This window comes from Pseudarthrobacter sp. C4D7, from assembly GCF_013359725.1.
Taxonomy (GTDB): domain Bacteria; phylum Actinomycetota; class Actinomycetes; order Actinomycetales; family Micrococcaceae; genus Arthrobacter.
In genome coordinates, this window is record NZ_JABFMW010000002.1 from 217,548 (window position 1) to 232,344 (window position 14,797).

Sequence of the window (14,797 nt, forward strand, 5' to 3'; positions counted from 1 at the left end):
CGGCGCAGCGCAGGCTCCCGCCTAGAACTTCTGGTCTTCCAGCGGGGCGAAGCCCTTGCCCCGTAGTCCGAGGCTGAACGAACGCGCCCACCCCAGGAACCCTGGAAGATCGCGGCGCTGCAGGAAGTAGCCCGCGTAGCCGCCGACGTCCGCCACCAATGAACGCACCCGGACATAGCGGCGGATGAGGTAGCCGCGGTTCCGGTAATAGTAGTAGCGCTTGAAAGCGGAGTCCGGCACGATCACGTGCCAGCGTGCGCCGTAGACATGCTGCGTTTCACTGAAGGCGTGCGGGTGCGTGATGGCGGTAGTGGTCACCGTCCCGAACCGGATTCCGGCCTTGCGCAGCCGGATGGTGAAATCAACCTCGTCGCCGCGGATGAACAGGCGCATGTCCGGCAGGCCCACCTTGAAGAACACATCAGAGCGGATCAGCGCACCGTTGAAAAAATGGCCATCGTTCGCCAGGAACCCGAGCTTCTCAACCTCGGCCCGGTCGTGCGTGACCTTGCCGTCAAGGCGGAAGAAAAAGGACAGCCGGTCGGGATGGCCGGGCGCCGTGACCAGGGGGACCACCGCCTCCAGGTCCCGTGCCTCAGCCTCACGAAGCAGCGTGGCGAGGCACTCCGGGTCGGCCGGTTCGGCGTCGTCGTCCATCAACCAGATCCAGCGGGCACCGCTGGCCACTGCCTTGAGCGCGGCGAGTGCAAAACCGCCGGCACCGCCGAGGTTCGCCTCGGAGCGGACATAGTCCACGTTGGGGTGCGCCGCCGCTACCTCCGCAGCCGGGACGGTACCGCTGTCCACCAGGCAAATCGTGTCCACCTGCCGGCTCTGGGCGTTGATGGAATCCAGCAGGACGGAGAGTTCCTTGGGCCGGTCAAACGTCACGGCGGCAACCGCAATGCGGGGGGTCATGGGGGTCCTTTCAGCATGGCTGCCAGGGAGTTCCCCGCCGGTCATGCGCCCGTGTGGCGCGGAGCCATGGTGCCTGTGGCACTAGTATCTTTGACTAGAGTCCACTGTAATACAGCCCTGTAAGGCGCTGCGTGCACGTCTGTGCGCACTGCCTGCCGCGCTCGGCGACGGAGAAGTTTCATTTATCGAAGAACAGATTCCCGGCCCGTGAGCCCATACACCCGGAACCGCCTGCCACTGCAGCCGAACGGCGCCGGCACCTCCATCTTGACTCCAGTTGCGGTTGCCGTCCCATGATCATGTACCTGCTCATGGGGCTGACCGCCGCCATCGTCTCCTACGCAGCGACCTGGGGCGCCCGTGTCGTTGGCCACCGGCTGGAACTGCACCTGCCCATCCGCAGCCGCGACATGCATTCCACGCCGGTGTCCAGGCTCGGCGGGGTGGCGATCTTCCTGGGGGTCATGGTGGCGCTGGTCGTGGCCAGCCAGTCCTTCTTCGTCAAGGACATTTACCGTAACAACTTCTCACCCTGGGGCGTATTGGCCGGGGCTGCCGTGATCGTCCTGGTGGGCGTCGCGGACGATCTCCTGGACATCCGCTGGTGGGTAAAGCTGATCGGGCAGAGCGTCGCCGCGTTGACGGTGGCCACCTGGGGGGTCCAGATGACCATCGTCCCCTGGATTCCCGAGCCCATCTACCTCGAGGATGGAACGCTCCGGATCGTGCTGACGGCCGGGCTGATCGTCACCACCATGAACGCCTTCAACTTCATCGACGGACTGGACGGGCTCGCCGCAGGTGTGGCCATCATCGGCGGCACGGCATTCTTCTTCACCGCGTACTGGGTGCACCGGAATGCGGTACTCCTGGACTACTCAGACCTGGCAACCCTCATTACCGCCGTGCTGGTGGGTGGCTGCCTCGGCTTCCTGCCGCACAACTTTTTCCCGTCGAAGATCTTCATGGGCGACTCCGGCGCCATGCTGATCGGACTCCTCATGGCCTCGGCGGGCATCGTGTCCACAGGGCAAATCACGTCGGGCCTCTATGACCGTGCCAACGGCATCTCCACCATCATCCCCATCCTCCTTCCCTTCGCTGTGCTCTTCCTTCCGCTGCTGGACCTTGGACTCGCGGTCGTGCGGCGGACTGCCCGTGGACGGTCTCCCTGGTCCGCGGACCGCGGACACCTGCACCACAAACTGCTGGACATCGGCTACTCGCACCGCACTGCGGTCATCCTGATGTACCTCTGGACCGCCGTCCTGTCCTTCGGTGGCCTGGCGTTCGCTGTCTTCCCCTGGCACATCGTCCTCGCCGTGGACATCTTTGCCACGTTGGTCATGGGGCTCGTGACAGCGTGGCCGTACCTGTCCCGCGGCAACGGGGAAACCGCGGCGTAACAGCTGTTCGGAATTATTTCTATCTCATGTAGAATTTAGGGGCAGCCCAAGCTGCCACTCCACCCCCTGCCTCCTGGCGATCCGTCATGTGGTGACGACGATTGGGATCTCATGACCTCCAACGCCGAGTCCGGACCTGCCTCCGGCAATGGACCCGTTGGTACGTCTGGTCCCACCCGTTCGCTCTGGCTGAACCTGCTCAAGCGCAGCTCTGTTGCTGCAGTTGCCGGACTTGTGCTGTGCGCAATCCCGGCCGCTGTCCTCAACGGGGCCACCGGGGCGGTCTCCAGCGTCCTGGGCGGCCTGCTGGTGATGCTGTTCTTCAGCATCAGCCTGCTGGTGGGCCACTTCGTGGGACGAAGCAACCCATCGGGTGCAATCGGAATGTTCGTCGCCACCTACTTCATCAAAGTGGTTGGCTTCGCCGTTGTCCTGTTCGTCATCGGTGCTCCTGAATGGCTCCACGGCCGCTGGTTCATCATCGGCGCCATCGTGGCGGTGGTCCTGTGGCAGGCCGCAGAGATCCATGGCTTCAGCAGGGCGCGCCTCCAGATCTACAACGATCCAGAAGACAAGGGAGCATCCAATGCGTGATCGGAAAAAAGCCGCAGGCGCCGCACATGGCAAACGCGGATCAACCGACTCCACGCAGGGTGCTGCCGACGTGTCCACCGATGGGGGCTACAACGCTGGAATGGCTGTATTCAGCTACATCATTGGCGGAATCATCGTCTGGAGTTTGATAGGGTGGGGACTGGATTATCTGTGGGGAACGCGCTGGATTGTGCTCGCAGGCGCTCTGCTTGGAGCCGTCGGAGGTTTCTACCTTTCCCACATGCACGGCCTCACCAGTTCCCGAAAAATTGCTGATGGGCGCCATGCTCCCAGCGCACCGTCCCAGGACGGAAAAGATAGTGCCAAATAATTTCACAGGGGGAACAGCAGGCTGTCACGCTGCCGGACCCCGCCCAACGCCCAATGATGGACACTGCAGAGAGGAAACGCGTTGATCGCGCTTGCGCTCCCGGCCCAAGATTCAGGAGAGTTCACTCCTCCTGGTATTAACGAAATGCATTTGCCGGCAATCCTGCCGTGGGGTGCCGCAGAAGGATTCTCCAAGCAGATGCTGCTGGTCCTCCTCTCTGTCGTCTTTATCGCCGTCTTCTTCGTGCTCGCCGCACGCAAGCAGCAGCTGGTACCCGGCAAGCTCCAGTTCGCCGGCGAAGCCGCTTACGGCTTCGTCCGCAACGGTATTGCCAAGGACATCATCGGCGGCAGGGACTTCATTAAGTACGTCCCCCTGCTGTTCAGCCTGTTCTTCTTCATCCTGGTCAACAACATCTACGGCGCCATCCCGGTGTTCCAGCTCCCCACGTTCTCGCACGTGGGTGGAGCGTATGTGCTGGCCGGCCTGGTGTACGTCACCTGGATCGCCATCGGCGTCAAGAAGAACGGCCTGCGCTACTTCAAGCTTGCAACGGTCCCCTCGGGCGTGCCGTGGTACATCCTGCCGATCGTCATCCCGATCGAAATCATCTCCAACTTCGTTGTCCGGCCCGTCACGCACAGCCTCCGTCTGTTCGCGACCATGCTCGCCGGCCACCTGATCGTGATGATCGCCGGTTCCGGCATCGAGTACCTCATCATGCAGGAGAACGTGCTGCTGAAGGGAACCTCGATCCTGGTTCTCGCCGGTGCCATCGCCATGTACATGCTTGAAGCCCTGATCATGGTCCTGCAGGCCTACGTCTTTACGCTGCTGACCGCGATCTACATCGAAGGCGCACTGCACGCCGACAGCCACTAGGCACGCCAGCCGGGGCAACACGCACCGGCGGCACACCACAGTCTTCCCCTAGCGGGGATGAAGCAACCCAAACAACCTGCCACACAAGTGGCATCTTGAAAGGAAAAAAAATGGAAGGCTCCATCAACGGCTCCCTCAACCTCATCGGCTATGGCCTCTCGGCTATCGGCGGTGGTATCGGTGTGGGTCTCGTGTTCGCTGCCTACATCAACGGCGTTGCACGCCAGCCGGAAGCCCAGCGCGTCCTGCAGCCGATCGCATTCCTCGGCCTGGCCCTGACCGAAGCACTCGCCATCCTGGGCCTGGTCTTCGCTTTCGTTCTCAAGTAAACCCTTCAGAACTCAGCGAACATTCAGAACCGAGTAGATAAGGACGGGTGAAATATGCATCAGCTGATCATCTCAGCCGCCGCTGAAGGCGACGTCAACCCCCTTGTTCCCAATGGCTGGGAAATGCTGGTTGTCTTCGTGGGCTTTGCCATCCTCTTCTTCATCGTGGTCAAGTTTGTTGTCCCGATGTTCGAGAAGACCTTTGCAGAGCGTGCCGAGGCCATCGAAGGCGGTATCGCCAAGGCTGAAAAGGCCCAGGCTGAGGCGTCTGCTGCACTCGAAGAGTACAAGCAGCAGCTGACCGACGCCCGCACCGAAGCCAACCGCATCCGTGAGGAAGCCCGCGCCGAAGGTGCCCAGATCCTCGCGGATCTCAAGGAGAAGGCGGCAGCAGAGTCTGCCCGCATCACCGCACAGGCCCACGCACAGATCGAATCCGAGCGCCAGGCGGCCGTTGTGTCCCTGCGCTCTGAGGTAGGCACCCTGGCCACCACCCTTGCCGGCCGCATCGTGGGCGAGTCCCTCGACGACGACGCACGCGCAGCACGGGTAGTGGACCGTTTCCTGGCAGATCTGGAGTCCCAGAACGCAGGTGCAGCTAAGTAATGGCAGGCGTATCGAGCGAATCGCTGGCAACAGCCCTTGCCGGTTTGGAAGCGAAACTTCCTACGGCGTCGCTGCAGCTGGCAAAGGAACTCTTCGGAATTCTGGGAATGGTGGACAGCTCGGCTGGCTTGCGCCGTGCCCTGACTGACCCCTCGCGCAGCGGTGACGAAAAGTCGGCGCTGGTGCGGCAGCTGGTTGGCGGAAAAGTCTCCGCTGATGCTGCTGAGATTGCGGCCGGACTGGCCAGCTCACGCTGGGCATCGGCACGTGACATCGGCGATGCACTCGAGACTCTTGCCGCAACGGTGGTCATTTCCGTTGCTGAAAACAAGTCGGCCGTTTCTGCCTCCGGAATCACTGGCCTGGAAGAGCTGGAAAACGATCTGTTTTCCTTCAACCAGGCTGTTGCCTCCAACCACGAGGTACAACGTGCTCTGTCCGAACCGCAGGCATCGGGTGCAGCTAAGGCTGGCCTTGCCGAGAAGCTGGTACCCGGCGTCAGCGAGGAAGCCAAAGTCCTCATTACGCAGGCTGTCAGCGAACCACGCGGGATCAAGCCCACCCGGCTTGTGGAACGGTTCGCCGAACTGGCGGCCAAGCGGCAGCAGCGCTGGATTGCAACGGTCAGCGTAACCCGGCCCTTGTCGCAGACGCAGCTGGCACGCCTCCAGGCGGGCCTGAACGCGCTGTACGGGCGGGAACTCAAGGTCAACATCAACGTTGACCCCTCGCTTATTGGCGGAATCCGCGTCCAGGTGGGTGACGAAGTGCTTGACGCTTCGGTACTCTCCCGGCTGGGCGAACTGCAACGCCAGCTGGCCGGCTAGCCGGACAAGCACAACCAAACTGATAGAAAACCCGGTCACCGTTTGCGGTGATCACAAACAGGAGAGCAGGGACTGCAGATGGCCGAATTGACCATCAACGCCGACGACGTCCGTAATGCGTTGAACGAGTTCGCGGCGTCCTACGAACCCGGAAACGCAGAGCGCGTAGAGGTTGGCCGTGTAACGACCGCAGGTGACGGCATCGCCCGTGTTGAGGGCCTTCCCTCGGTCATGGCGAACGAGCTTCTTCGCTTCGAAGACGGCACGCTGGGCCTGGCCCAGAACCTTGACGTCCGCGAGATCGGTGTCATTATCCTCGGCGACTTCCAGGGCATCGAGGAAGGCCAGGAAGTACACCGCACCGGGCAGGTTTTGTCCGTTCCGGTTGGCGACGCCTTCCTCGGCCGCGTGGTTGACCCCCTGGGCCAGCCCATGGACGACCTTGGCGAGATCAAGGCTGAAACCACCCGTGCCCTGGAACTCCAGGCGCCCGGCGTGACCCAGCGCAAGTCGGTCCACGAACCGATGCAGACCGGCCTGAAGGCCATCGACGCGATGATCCCGATCGGCCGCGGCCAGCGCCAGCTGATCATCGGCGACCGCCAGACCGGCAAGTCCGCCATCGCGATCGACACCATCATCAACCAGAAGGCCAACTGGGCTTCGGGCGATGTCACCAAGCAGGTCCGCTGCATCTACGTCGCCATCGGCCAGAAGGCGTCCACCATTGCCGCCATCCGCCAGACCCTCGAGGACAACGGCGCGCTTGAGTACACCACCATTGTGGCCTCTCCCGCGTCCGACCCCGCAGGCTTCAAGTACCTGGCACCGTACGCGGGCTCGGCCATTGGCCAGCACTGGATGTACGGCGGCAAGCACGTCCTGATCGTGTTTGATGACCTGTCCAAGCAGGCCGAGGCATACCGCGCCGTGTCGCTGCTCCTCCGCCGCCCGCCGGGACGCGAAGCCTACCCGGGCGACGTGTTCTACCTGCACTCCCGCCTGCTGGAGCGTTGTGCAAAGCTCTCCGACGAGCTCGGCGCCGGCTCCATGACGGGCCTGCCGCTGATCGAGACCAAGGCGAATGACGTGTCCGCCTACATCCCGACCAACGTCATCTCCATCACCGACGGCCAGATCTTCCTGCAGTCGGACCTCTTCAACGCCAACCAGCGTCCCGCTGTTGACGTGGGTGTCTCGGTGTCCCGCGTTGGCGGTGCCGCCCAGGTGAAGTCCATGAAGAAGGTCTCCGGTACCTTGAAGCTGGACCTCGCCCAGTACCGCGACATGCAGGCATTCGCGATGTTCGCATCCGACCTGGACGCCGCGTCCCGCCAGCAGCTGACCCGTGGTGCACGCCTGATGGAACTGCTCAAGCAGGGCCAGTACTCGCCGTTCCCGGTGGAGGACCAGGTTGTGTCCATCTGGGCCGGCACCAACGGCTACCTGGATGACGTTCCCGTCGAGGACATCAGCCGCTTTGAGGCCGAGTTCCTGGAGCACCTGCGCCACAAGTCCTCGATCCTGACCACGCTGGCCCAGACCAACGTTCTGGACGATGACACCGTTGCCGCTCTGAAGTCCTCGATTGTGGACTTCAAGAAGGGCTTCTTCGGCGAAGGTGACAACCACCTGGTAGGCGCCGGCCACGAGGAGCATGACGCTATCTCCGAGGGCGAAGTCGACCAGGAAAAGATCGTCAAGCAGAAGCGCTAGTTCCGCATCGCCGGGTGTGCCGGGCCCCAGGGTCCGGCACACCCAGCGACGGAATGTTAGGAAAGGATAAGTATGGGAGCCCAGATCCGGGTCTACCGCCAGAAGATCAGCTCGACCACGTCGATGCGCAAGATCTTCAAGGCGATGGAACTGATCGCTACCTCGCGCATCGGGAAGGCCCGTGCGCGCGTAGCAGCTTCACTGCCTTACGCGAACGCGATCACGCGCGCTGTTTCTGCTGTCGCCAGCCAAAGCGAAATCGACCACCCGCTGACCACTGAGCCGGAGCAGATCCGCCGTGCCGCCGTCCTGGTAATCACCTCGGACCGTGGCCTGGCAGGATCCTACTCGGCGAGCGTGCTCAAGCAGGCGGAAGGTCTCTTCGAGCTGCTCCACGACGAAGGCAAGGAAGTCAAGACCTACCTCGTGGGCCGCAAGGCCCAGGCGTACTTCGAATTCCGGAACCGCGAGTACACGCGGGTCTGGACCGGAGGAACCGACGCTCCAGAGTTCGGCACCGCCCGTGAAATCGGCGAAGCGCTGCTGGCAGATTTCGCCACTGACTTCGAAGAGGGCGGCGTGGACGAAATCCACGTTGTCTACACCCGCTTCAAGTCCATGGTTACCCAGGAGCCGACGGTCATCCGCCTGCTCCCGCTGGAAGTAGTGGAAGAACAGGCTGCTTCCGAATCAGAGCTCCTGCCGCTGTATGAGTTCGAGCCGGAAACGGAGCGTGTCCTTGACGCCCTGCTGCCGCGCTACATCGAATCGCGGATTTTCGCAGCCATGCTGCAGGCGGCAGCTTCCGAGCTTGCGGCCCGCCAGCGGGCGATGAAGTCCGCAGGCGACAACGCAACGGACCTGATCAAGAAGTACACGCGTCTGCGCAACACGGCCCGCCAGGCCGAAATCACGCAGGAGCTCTCCGAGATTGTGGCAGGTGCCGACGCCCTAGCGTCGTAGCCTGCCGCCCCTCGGTTCCGCGGAACCAGCACCACCACAGATAGACTTAACCCCATGCCATCTACTGAATGAAGTGAGAGAGATGACTGCCACTGCTACCGAACACGTAGCCGCAACGTCCGGTGCAACCGGCCGTATTGCGCGCGTAATCGGCCCGGTTGTCGACGTCGAATTCCCGGCTGACGCAATCCCGTCGATCTATAACGCCCTCACCACCGAGATCACTCTCAACGGTGAGACCAAGACCATCACCTTCGAAGTTGCGCTGCACCTCGGCGACAACCTCATCCGCGCCATCTCGCTGCAGGCAACTGACGGCCTGGTCCGCGGCACCGGCGTCGTCGATACCGGTGCCCCGATCTCCGTTCCCGTGGGCGACGGCGTCAAGGGCCACATCTTCAACGTGCTGGGCCAGCCCCTGGACGTTGCAGAGTCGGAACTGGAAGTCAGCGAACGCTGGCCCATCCACCGCAAGGCTCCCAGCTTCGCTTCGCTCGAAGGCTCCACCGAGATGCTGGAAACCGGCATCAAGGTCATCGACCTTCTCACCCCGTACATCAAGGGTGGAAAGATCGGCCTGTTCGGCGGCGCCGGCGTGGGCAAGACCGTTCTGATCCAGGAAATGATCACCCGTGTTGCCCGCAACTTCGGTGGTACTTCCGTGTTCGCCGGTGTTGGCGAGCGTACCCGTGAGGGCAACGACCTCTGGGTTGAAATGGAAGAGGCAGGAGTCCTCAAGGACACCGCCCTTGTATTCGGCCAGATGGACGAGCCGCCGGGAACGCGCCTGCGCGTGGCACTGTCCGCCCTGACCATGGCGGAATACTTCCGCGATGTCCAGAACCAGGACGTGCTGCTCTTCATCGACAACATCTTCCGGTTCACCCAGGCAGGTTCCGAGGTTTCCACCCTGCTGGGCCGCATGCCGTCCGCCGTGGGCTACCAGCCCAACCTGGCTGACGAAATGGGCCTCCTGCAGGAGCGCATTACCTCCACCAAGGGCCACTCCATCACCTCGATGCAGGCCATCTACGTTCCCGCAGATGACTACACCGACCCGGCTCCAGCCACGACCTTCGCACACCTCGACGCGACCACGGAACTTTCCCGTGAAATCGCCTCCCGTGGTCTGTACCCGGCCGTTGACCCGCTGACGTCCACCTCGCGCATCCTGGATCCCCAGTACATCGGCAAGGACCACTACAACACGGCCGTCCGTGTGAAGCAGATCCTGCAGAAGAACAAGGAACTCCAGGACATCATCGCCATCCTTGGTGTCGATGAACTCTCCGAGGAAGACAAGATCGTCGTGTCCCGTGCACGCCGCATCCAGCAGTTCCTGTCGCAGAACACCTACACCGCCAAGCAGTTCACCGGCGTGGAAGGCTCCACGGTTTCCATCAAGGACACTGTTGAAGGCTTCTCGGCCATCTGCGACGGCGAGCTCGACCACATCGCCGAGCAGGCGTTCTTCAACGTCGGCGGCCTCGATGACGTTGAGCGCCAGTGGGCCAAGATCCAGGAACAGACCAAGTAATATGGCTGAGCTTGAGGTTGAGATTGTCGCAGCGGACCACTTTGTGTGGTCCGGAGCGGCCAAGATGGTCAAGGCCCGCACCAGCGATGGTGAAATCGGAATCCTGCCCGGCCACTCGCCCCTGCTGGCGATCCTGGCCGAGGGTGAACTGGCAATCCAGCCGGTGTCCGGTGATCGCATTGCGGTGGACGTGGACGGTGGATTCTTCTCCGTCGACAACAACCGCGTGGTGATCGTTGCTGACAACGCCCAGCTGGGCGGCTCGGCTACCGCTGGGATCCGCTAGCACGACCTTGATGGACGCACCGGGTATTTCGTTCATCGCACTGGCAATCGCCTTCGGATTGCTGATTATTGCACTGTGCCTTTCGGGGGTGCGCCGCTTCAACCTGCGGCGTGCCCTCGGCACGGTGGACGCCTCCATTTGCGTAGCTGGAAACAGCTGGCAGATGGGGGTTTGTCGTTATCAGGACAACGACCTTGAATGGTTCAGGCTCATCTCCCTGAGCGTCCGTCCCAAATACACCTTCAAACGCAGCTCACTGGAGCTGCTGGGCCGCAGGAAACCCACGGAAGCCGAAGCCGTGAAGGTCCAGCCGGACGTCGTCATCGTCGAACTCAGGTATGAGGGCCAGGACCTGCACTTAGCCATGAAATTCGATGCCTACACGGGTCTCTCATCCTGGCTCGAAGCTGGTCCGGTCATCGGCGTGGGGACCTGGCGCTAGCCAACGTGGACTGGTTTTCAGACATCCGGCTCACGGACGGTCCGCTGTACGGAACGGTCCTGGTGCTGGGAGTTGGCGGCGCTGCCTACCTCCTGGTGCCGCCCTGGCGCGCTTCCCTGACACCAGCGCACCGGGCGAGGGCCTGGGGCCTGCGCATCATTCTGGCAGCCGCAGCCGCGTCCGCCCTGGTGGCCACGGTCCACTGGGCCCTCATCAACGTTTTCACAGTCTTTCCGGAGGATCTTCCGGACCCAGTGCTGCTGTGGCTGGTGCCCGGAGTCGCGGCGATCATCCTGGGCGCACTCCGTTTTCCCCGGACAGGCTGGGGCGGGCGCAGCAGCGGTGTCCTCGCCGCCGTGCTGGTGGTCCTGCTGTCCGCAATCCAGATCAACGCCTACTTTGGCCTGAACAGGACGGTGAGCGACCTCTTGGGAACTGCCCTGGCCCGCATCCCCGCCCTCGGCCAGGACGTGATGCGCCACCCGGGCGAACCCGACGGCGTACCGCTGCAGGGATGGACGCCTCAGGGCGGGCTTCCTGCCGGGGGTGAACTGCGGCGGTCTCCCATCCCGGGAACAGCGTCCGGCATGAACACGCGGGAAGCCTTCATCTATCTTCCCCCGGCTTACTTCGCCGCCAACCGGCCCGCATTGCCGGTCCTGGTCCTGGTGGCTGGACAGCCGGGTGGTCCCGCGGACTGGCTGACGGGCGGAGCGATCCGCGGCCATATGGACTCCTTCGCTGCCGCGCACGGGGGAGTGGCCCCCGTAGTGGTCATCCCGGATCCGAACGGATCGCAGTCGGCGAACACCATGTGCATGGACAGCCGCATTGCCAAGGCAGACACCTACCTGTCGCAGGACGTACCCCGCTGGATCAGTTCCACACTGGCGGTGGATACCAACCACAGACACTGGGCTGTGGGCGGTTTCTCCTTCGGTGGCACTTGCGCGGTGCAGATGGGAACCCGACATCCGGACATCTACGCAGATGTGCTGGCCTTTTCCAGCGAAGCCGAGCCCGCCATTGCCAAGGAGCGGCAGAAGACCATAGACGCGGCCTTCCCCGGAAACCCCGAAGAATTCACCAGACAGACCCCACTGGAGATCATGAAGCACCAACGGTTCGACTCCAGCGGCATGTACCTTACTGCAGGCCAGAACGATCCTGAGTTCGTGGGGAACCTCCGCACGCTGGCCGCTGCGGCGGAGGGTGCAGGCTTCACCGTCCGGGCGTACGAAGTGGAGCACACCGGGCATTCCTGGGACACCTCGTCCAAGCGCATTGCCGATGCCCTGCAGTTCCTTGGCACCCAGTGGGGACTGCAGTGGTGATCACCAGGAAACCTGACCGTACCGTCGCCCTGATGTGGGCCGCCGTCGGCCGCCCTGCCCTGGGGCAGGCGCTGGCAGCGCTGAAAGCGATGCCCTTCACCCTGGCCGTGGTCATTGCCTTCCTCGCTGCCGCAGCCCTGACCGGAAGCTTCCTGGACGGACCGCCGGAAAAGCTCCTGGGACTTGCATCCGTCAGCGGACCGGGCCTGCGCGACGGGCACTGGTGGTCCCTGTTCACCAGCCTCTTCTTCGCCACAAACCCGCTGGCGTACCTCACCGCATCGCTGATGATGGTCCTGCTGCTCGGCCTCGCGGAACGCAAGCTTGGCCGCCGCGCCGCAGCGGGACTGTTTTTTGGCGGCCAGTTCGCCGCCGTCACGGTGTTCCTGCTGGTGACCCAGCTGGCGGGCTACATCGGGGACGGCTGGCTGGACCGGATGGTCCATGACAACCTGATCGGCCCCTACGCGCCGCTGCTGACGGCCGGCCTTGCCGCCAGCGCCAGGATCACGCTGCTGTGGCAGCGCCGGCTCCGTACGGCCGTGCTGTCCATCTCCATCCTGCTGGTCCTGTATGTGGGCCACGCCGAAACGGTCATCGGCCTCATCGGTGCCCTCCTGGGCCTTCTGGCGGGCTGGTGGATCCAGGGTGACCAGGGACGGCTCCACCGCCACCGCTCCACCGGCAGGGAGACCAGGAACCTCCTGGCCCTTACTGTCGCCGTGTTCGCCGTGGGACCCATCCTGACGGGAATCACGAGGGCCCCCACCGGTCCTTTGGCGCTCCTTCGGGACGTGGTGCTGAGCCCCATGCCCACACTCAGCGAGCTGGTCTTCAACTGCGGCGCCACCGTGGACGCATCCTGCCTGGAGACGGGACGGGCAGGGTTCGCCGGTCCGTTCGGCCTGGCCCTGGCGGTGGTCCCCGTCATCCTGCTGCTGATCTGCGCCGACGGCATGCGCCGGGGCCGCCGCCTGGCGCTGAACATAGCGTTGGCGATCCAGCTGGCCGTCACAGCCCTGGCAGCTGTCTACCTTGCCCTCTTTGCCCTGGTTCCTTCGCGCCTCCAGGGCGCACACGCAACGCCGCTGTCCTCGGCCTTCGCCCACGTGCTTCCCCTCGTGGTTGTGCCGCTCCTCCTGGCCGTGGTGCTGTGGCTGAACCGCCGGCAGTTCCGCGTGCAGACCCGCCCGGGTGCCCGGCGGACCCTCGGGGCCGTGGTCTGCGGGACATGGCTTGTCCTGGCCGGCTCCTACACGGTTGCCTGGTTCTGGTCCGGCGGGCTGGCCCGCGACGGCGGCCTGCTGGGTCTTTTCGCTGAACTGGCGCGGCAGTACGTTCCGGTACCCATACCGCAGCATTTCCGCCGGGTCTTTCCGGAGCGGGACAGCGCGGAAGCACTGCTGTTCGCCTACTCAGGCCCGGTCTTCTGGCTGGTGGCCCTGGTGGCTGTGTGGTGGGTGCTGGTGGGGCGCCACCACGGCCTGAATTTCGGCCGGCAGGACCGCGACCGTGCCCGGCAGCTGCTCCACCAGGGCGGGGGACCGCTGTCCTGGATGGCGCTGTGGGAGCCCAACACCTACTGGTTCAGTCCGGACGGTGCCGGTGCAATGGCCTTCCAGCAGCACGGGACGGTGGCCCTGACCCTGGGCGGCGCCTTTGGTGAGCGCAGCGCCGAGCAGCGCGTGACGGAAGGCTTCCTGGACTATTGCCGCAGCCAGGCGCTGATCCCCGCGCTGTATTCGTGCGACGATTCCCTGTGGCCGGCACTTCGCGAACGCGGCTTCTCCCGGGTAGCCGTGGCCCAGGAAACCCGGCTGGCGCTCAACGAGCTTGAATTCAAGGGAAAGGAATGGCAAAACGTCAGGACGGCGCTGAACCGTGCCACCAAGTTGGGGGTCCACGCAGTCTGGGGTTCCTACCATTCGCTGCCGGCGGCCCTCCGCTCACGGTTGAACGAGGTGTCCGAAGAATGGGCCGCCGGTAAATCCGTTCCCGAGATGGGCTTCACGCTGGGGGGAGTGGATGAACTCGACGACGAGGAAGTCCTTTGCTGCCTGGCCGTGGACGGCAACGGCGCGGTCCACGGCGTGACCAGTTGGCTTCCGGTATACGACGGCGGGCGGCTGGTCAGCCGGACGCTGGACGTCATGCGGCGGGGCAGCGAAGGCTTCCCGGGCGTGATGGAATTCCTGATCGCCTCCGCGGTCCTTGAACTGCGTGATTCCGTGGACATGATTTCCCTCTCCGGTTCGCCGCTGGCAAGCCGTCCGGAGGGCCAGGCCGGGCAAGGCGACGGTCAAAGAGAGACCGTTGCCGGCGGTGAGGGGACGGAAACGGTCAGCGACCAGGACGCGGCAGCCACCGATGAGGGCGCTCAGAACCTGGTGCGGATCCTTGACCTGGTGGGCCACGCACTGGAGCCCGTTTACGGCTTCCGCTCGCTGGCCGCCTTCAAATCGCGGTTCAAGCCCGAGTACCGGGCACTGTACCTGTACTACCAGGACCCCCTGCAGCTGCCGGCGATCGGCAGGGCGCTGACCCGCGCCTACCTTCCGGGACTGTCCCTGGCACAGGGCGCCCGGCTGGTGCGCAAGCTGGTGACCTGAACCGGCCGCCGGCAGGC

Annotated in this window: 15 protein-coding genes; 14 read left to right on the forward strand and 1 reads right to left on the reverse strand. The window is 63.7% G+C overall.

Annotated elements, in window-relative coordinates:
* Nucleotides 1–21 precede the first annotated feature (21 nt).
* A complete protein-coding gene (locus tag HNO81_RS02830) occupies nucleotides 22–918 on the reverse strand; it encodes a glycosyltransferase (protein ID WP_175316619.1) in 897 nt (298 codons plus the stop codon).
* 293 nt (nucleotides 919–1,211) lie between these two features.
* On the opposite strand from HNO81_RS02830, the gene HNO81_RS02835 reads away from it, so the two are divergent.
* The 14 genes from HNO81_RS02835 to HNO81_RS02900 all read left to right on the forward strand — a co-directional run bounded on the left by HNO81_RS02835 (nucleotide 1,212) and on the right by HNO81_RS02900 (nucleotide 14,780).
* The gene (locus HNO81_RS02835; RefSeq protein WP_175316620.1) at nucleotides 1,212–2,324 is read left to right on the forward strand and encodes an MraY family glycosyltransferase; all 1,113 of its coding nucleotides are present in this window, start codon (nucleotides 1,212–1,214) and stop codon (nucleotides 2,322–2,324) included.
* Nucleotides 2,325–2,435: 111 nt separating this feature from the next.
* A complete protein-coding gene (locus HNO81_RS02840) occupies nucleotides 2,436–2,918 on the forward strand; it encodes a hypothetical protein (RefSeq protein WP_175316621.1) in 483 nt (160 codons plus the stop codon).
* Nucleotides 2,911–3,249, forward strand: a complete 339-nt coding sequence (locus tag HNO81_RS02845; protein WP_175316622.1) for an AtpZ/AtpI family protein — start codon at nucleotides 2,911–2,913, stop codon at nucleotides 3,247–3,249. The genes HNO81_RS02840 and HNO81_RS02845 overlap by 8 nt, the downstream gene beginning before the upstream one ends.
* Nucleotides 3,250–3,330: 81 nt before the next feature.
* Nucleotides 3,331–4,131, forward strand: a complete 801-nt coding sequence (atpB, locus tag HNO81_RS02850) for a F0F1 ATP synthase subunit A (protein ID WP_159631646.1) — start codon at nucleotides 3,331–3,333, stop codon at nucleotides 4,129–4,131.
* Nucleotides 4,132–4,241: 110 nt separating this feature from the next.
* Nucleotides 4,242–4,460 (forward strand): ATP synthase F0 subunit C, encoded by a 219-nt coding sequence (gene atpE, locus HNO81_RS02855; RefSeq protein ID WP_003804776.1) that lies wholly within the window; start codon nucleotides 4,242–4,244, stop codon nucleotides 4,458–4,460.
* A gap of 54 nt (nucleotides 4,461–4,514) precedes the next feature.
* Nucleotides 4,515–5,066, forward strand: coding sequence for a F0F1 ATP synthase subunit B (locus HNO81_RS02860; RefSeq protein WP_175316623.1), 552 nt, complete (start codon nucleotides 4,515–4,517; stop codon nucleotides 5,064–5,066).
* Entirely contained in the window at nucleotides 5,066–5,893 is an 828-nt protein-coding gene (locus HNO81_RS02865) for a F0F1 ATP synthase subunit delta (RefSeq protein WP_175316624.1), read from the forward strand. The genes HNO81_RS02860 and HNO81_RS02865 overlap by 1 nt, the downstream gene beginning before the upstream one ends.
* Before the next feature lie 78 nt (nucleotides 5,894–5,971).
* The gene (gene atpA / locus HNO81_RS02870; RefSeq protein WP_141160059.1) at nucleotides 5,972–7,609 is read left to right on the forward strand and encodes a F0F1 ATP synthase subunit alpha; all 1,638 of its coding nucleotides are present in this window, start codon (nucleotides 5,972–5,974) and stop codon (nucleotides 7,607–7,609) included.
* 72 nt (nucleotides 7,610–7,681) lie between these two features.
* Complete coding sequence (locus HNO81_RS02875; RefSeq protein ID WP_159631649.1) at nucleotides 7,682–8,572, forward strand: F0F1 ATP synthase subunit gamma; 891 nt, start codon at nucleotides 7,682–7,684, stop codon at nucleotides 8,570–8,572.
* An 82-nt stretch (nucleotides 8,573–8,654) separates the two neighbouring features.
* Nucleotides 8,655–10,109 (forward strand): F0F1 ATP synthase subunit beta, encoded by a 1,455-nt coding sequence (gene atpD, locus HNO81_RS02880; protein WP_175316625.1) that lies wholly within the window; start codon nucleotides 8,655–8,657, stop codon nucleotides 10,107–10,109.
* A 1-nt stretch (nucleotide 10,110) separates the two neighbouring features.
* Nucleotides 10,111–10,395: a F0F1 ATP synthase subunit epsilon gene (locus HNO81_RS02885; RefSeq protein WP_018760117.1), complete on the forward strand. Its 285-nt coding sequence runs from the start codon at nucleotides 10,111–10,113 to the stop codon at nucleotides 10,393–10,395.
* Nucleotides 10,396–10,405: 10 nt separating this feature from the next.
* Nucleotides 10,406–10,837 carry a DUF2550 domain-containing protein gene (locus HNO81_RS02890; RefSeq protein ID WP_175316626.1) on the forward strand — a complete coding sequence of 144 codons (432 nt, stop codon included), beginning with the start codon at nucleotides 10,406–10,408 and terminating at the stop codon, nucleotides 10,835–10,837.
* Nucleotides 10,838–10,842: 5 nt separating this feature from the next.
* Nucleotides 10,843–12,171: an alpha/beta hydrolase-fold protein gene (locus HNO81_RS02895; protein ID WP_175316627.1), complete on the forward strand. Its 1,329-nt coding sequence runs from the start codon at nucleotides 10,843–10,845 to the stop codon at nucleotides 12,169–12,171.
* A 32-nt stretch (nucleotides 12,172–12,203) separates the two neighbouring features.
* Nucleotides 12,204–14,780, forward strand: coding sequence for a bifunctional lysylphosphatidylglycerol flippase/synthetase MprF (locus HNO81_RS02900; RefSeq protein ID WP_175316750.1), 2,577 nt, complete (start codon nucleotides 12,204–12,206; stop codon nucleotides 14,778–14,780).
* Nucleotides 14,781–14,797: the final 17 nt, after the last annotated feature.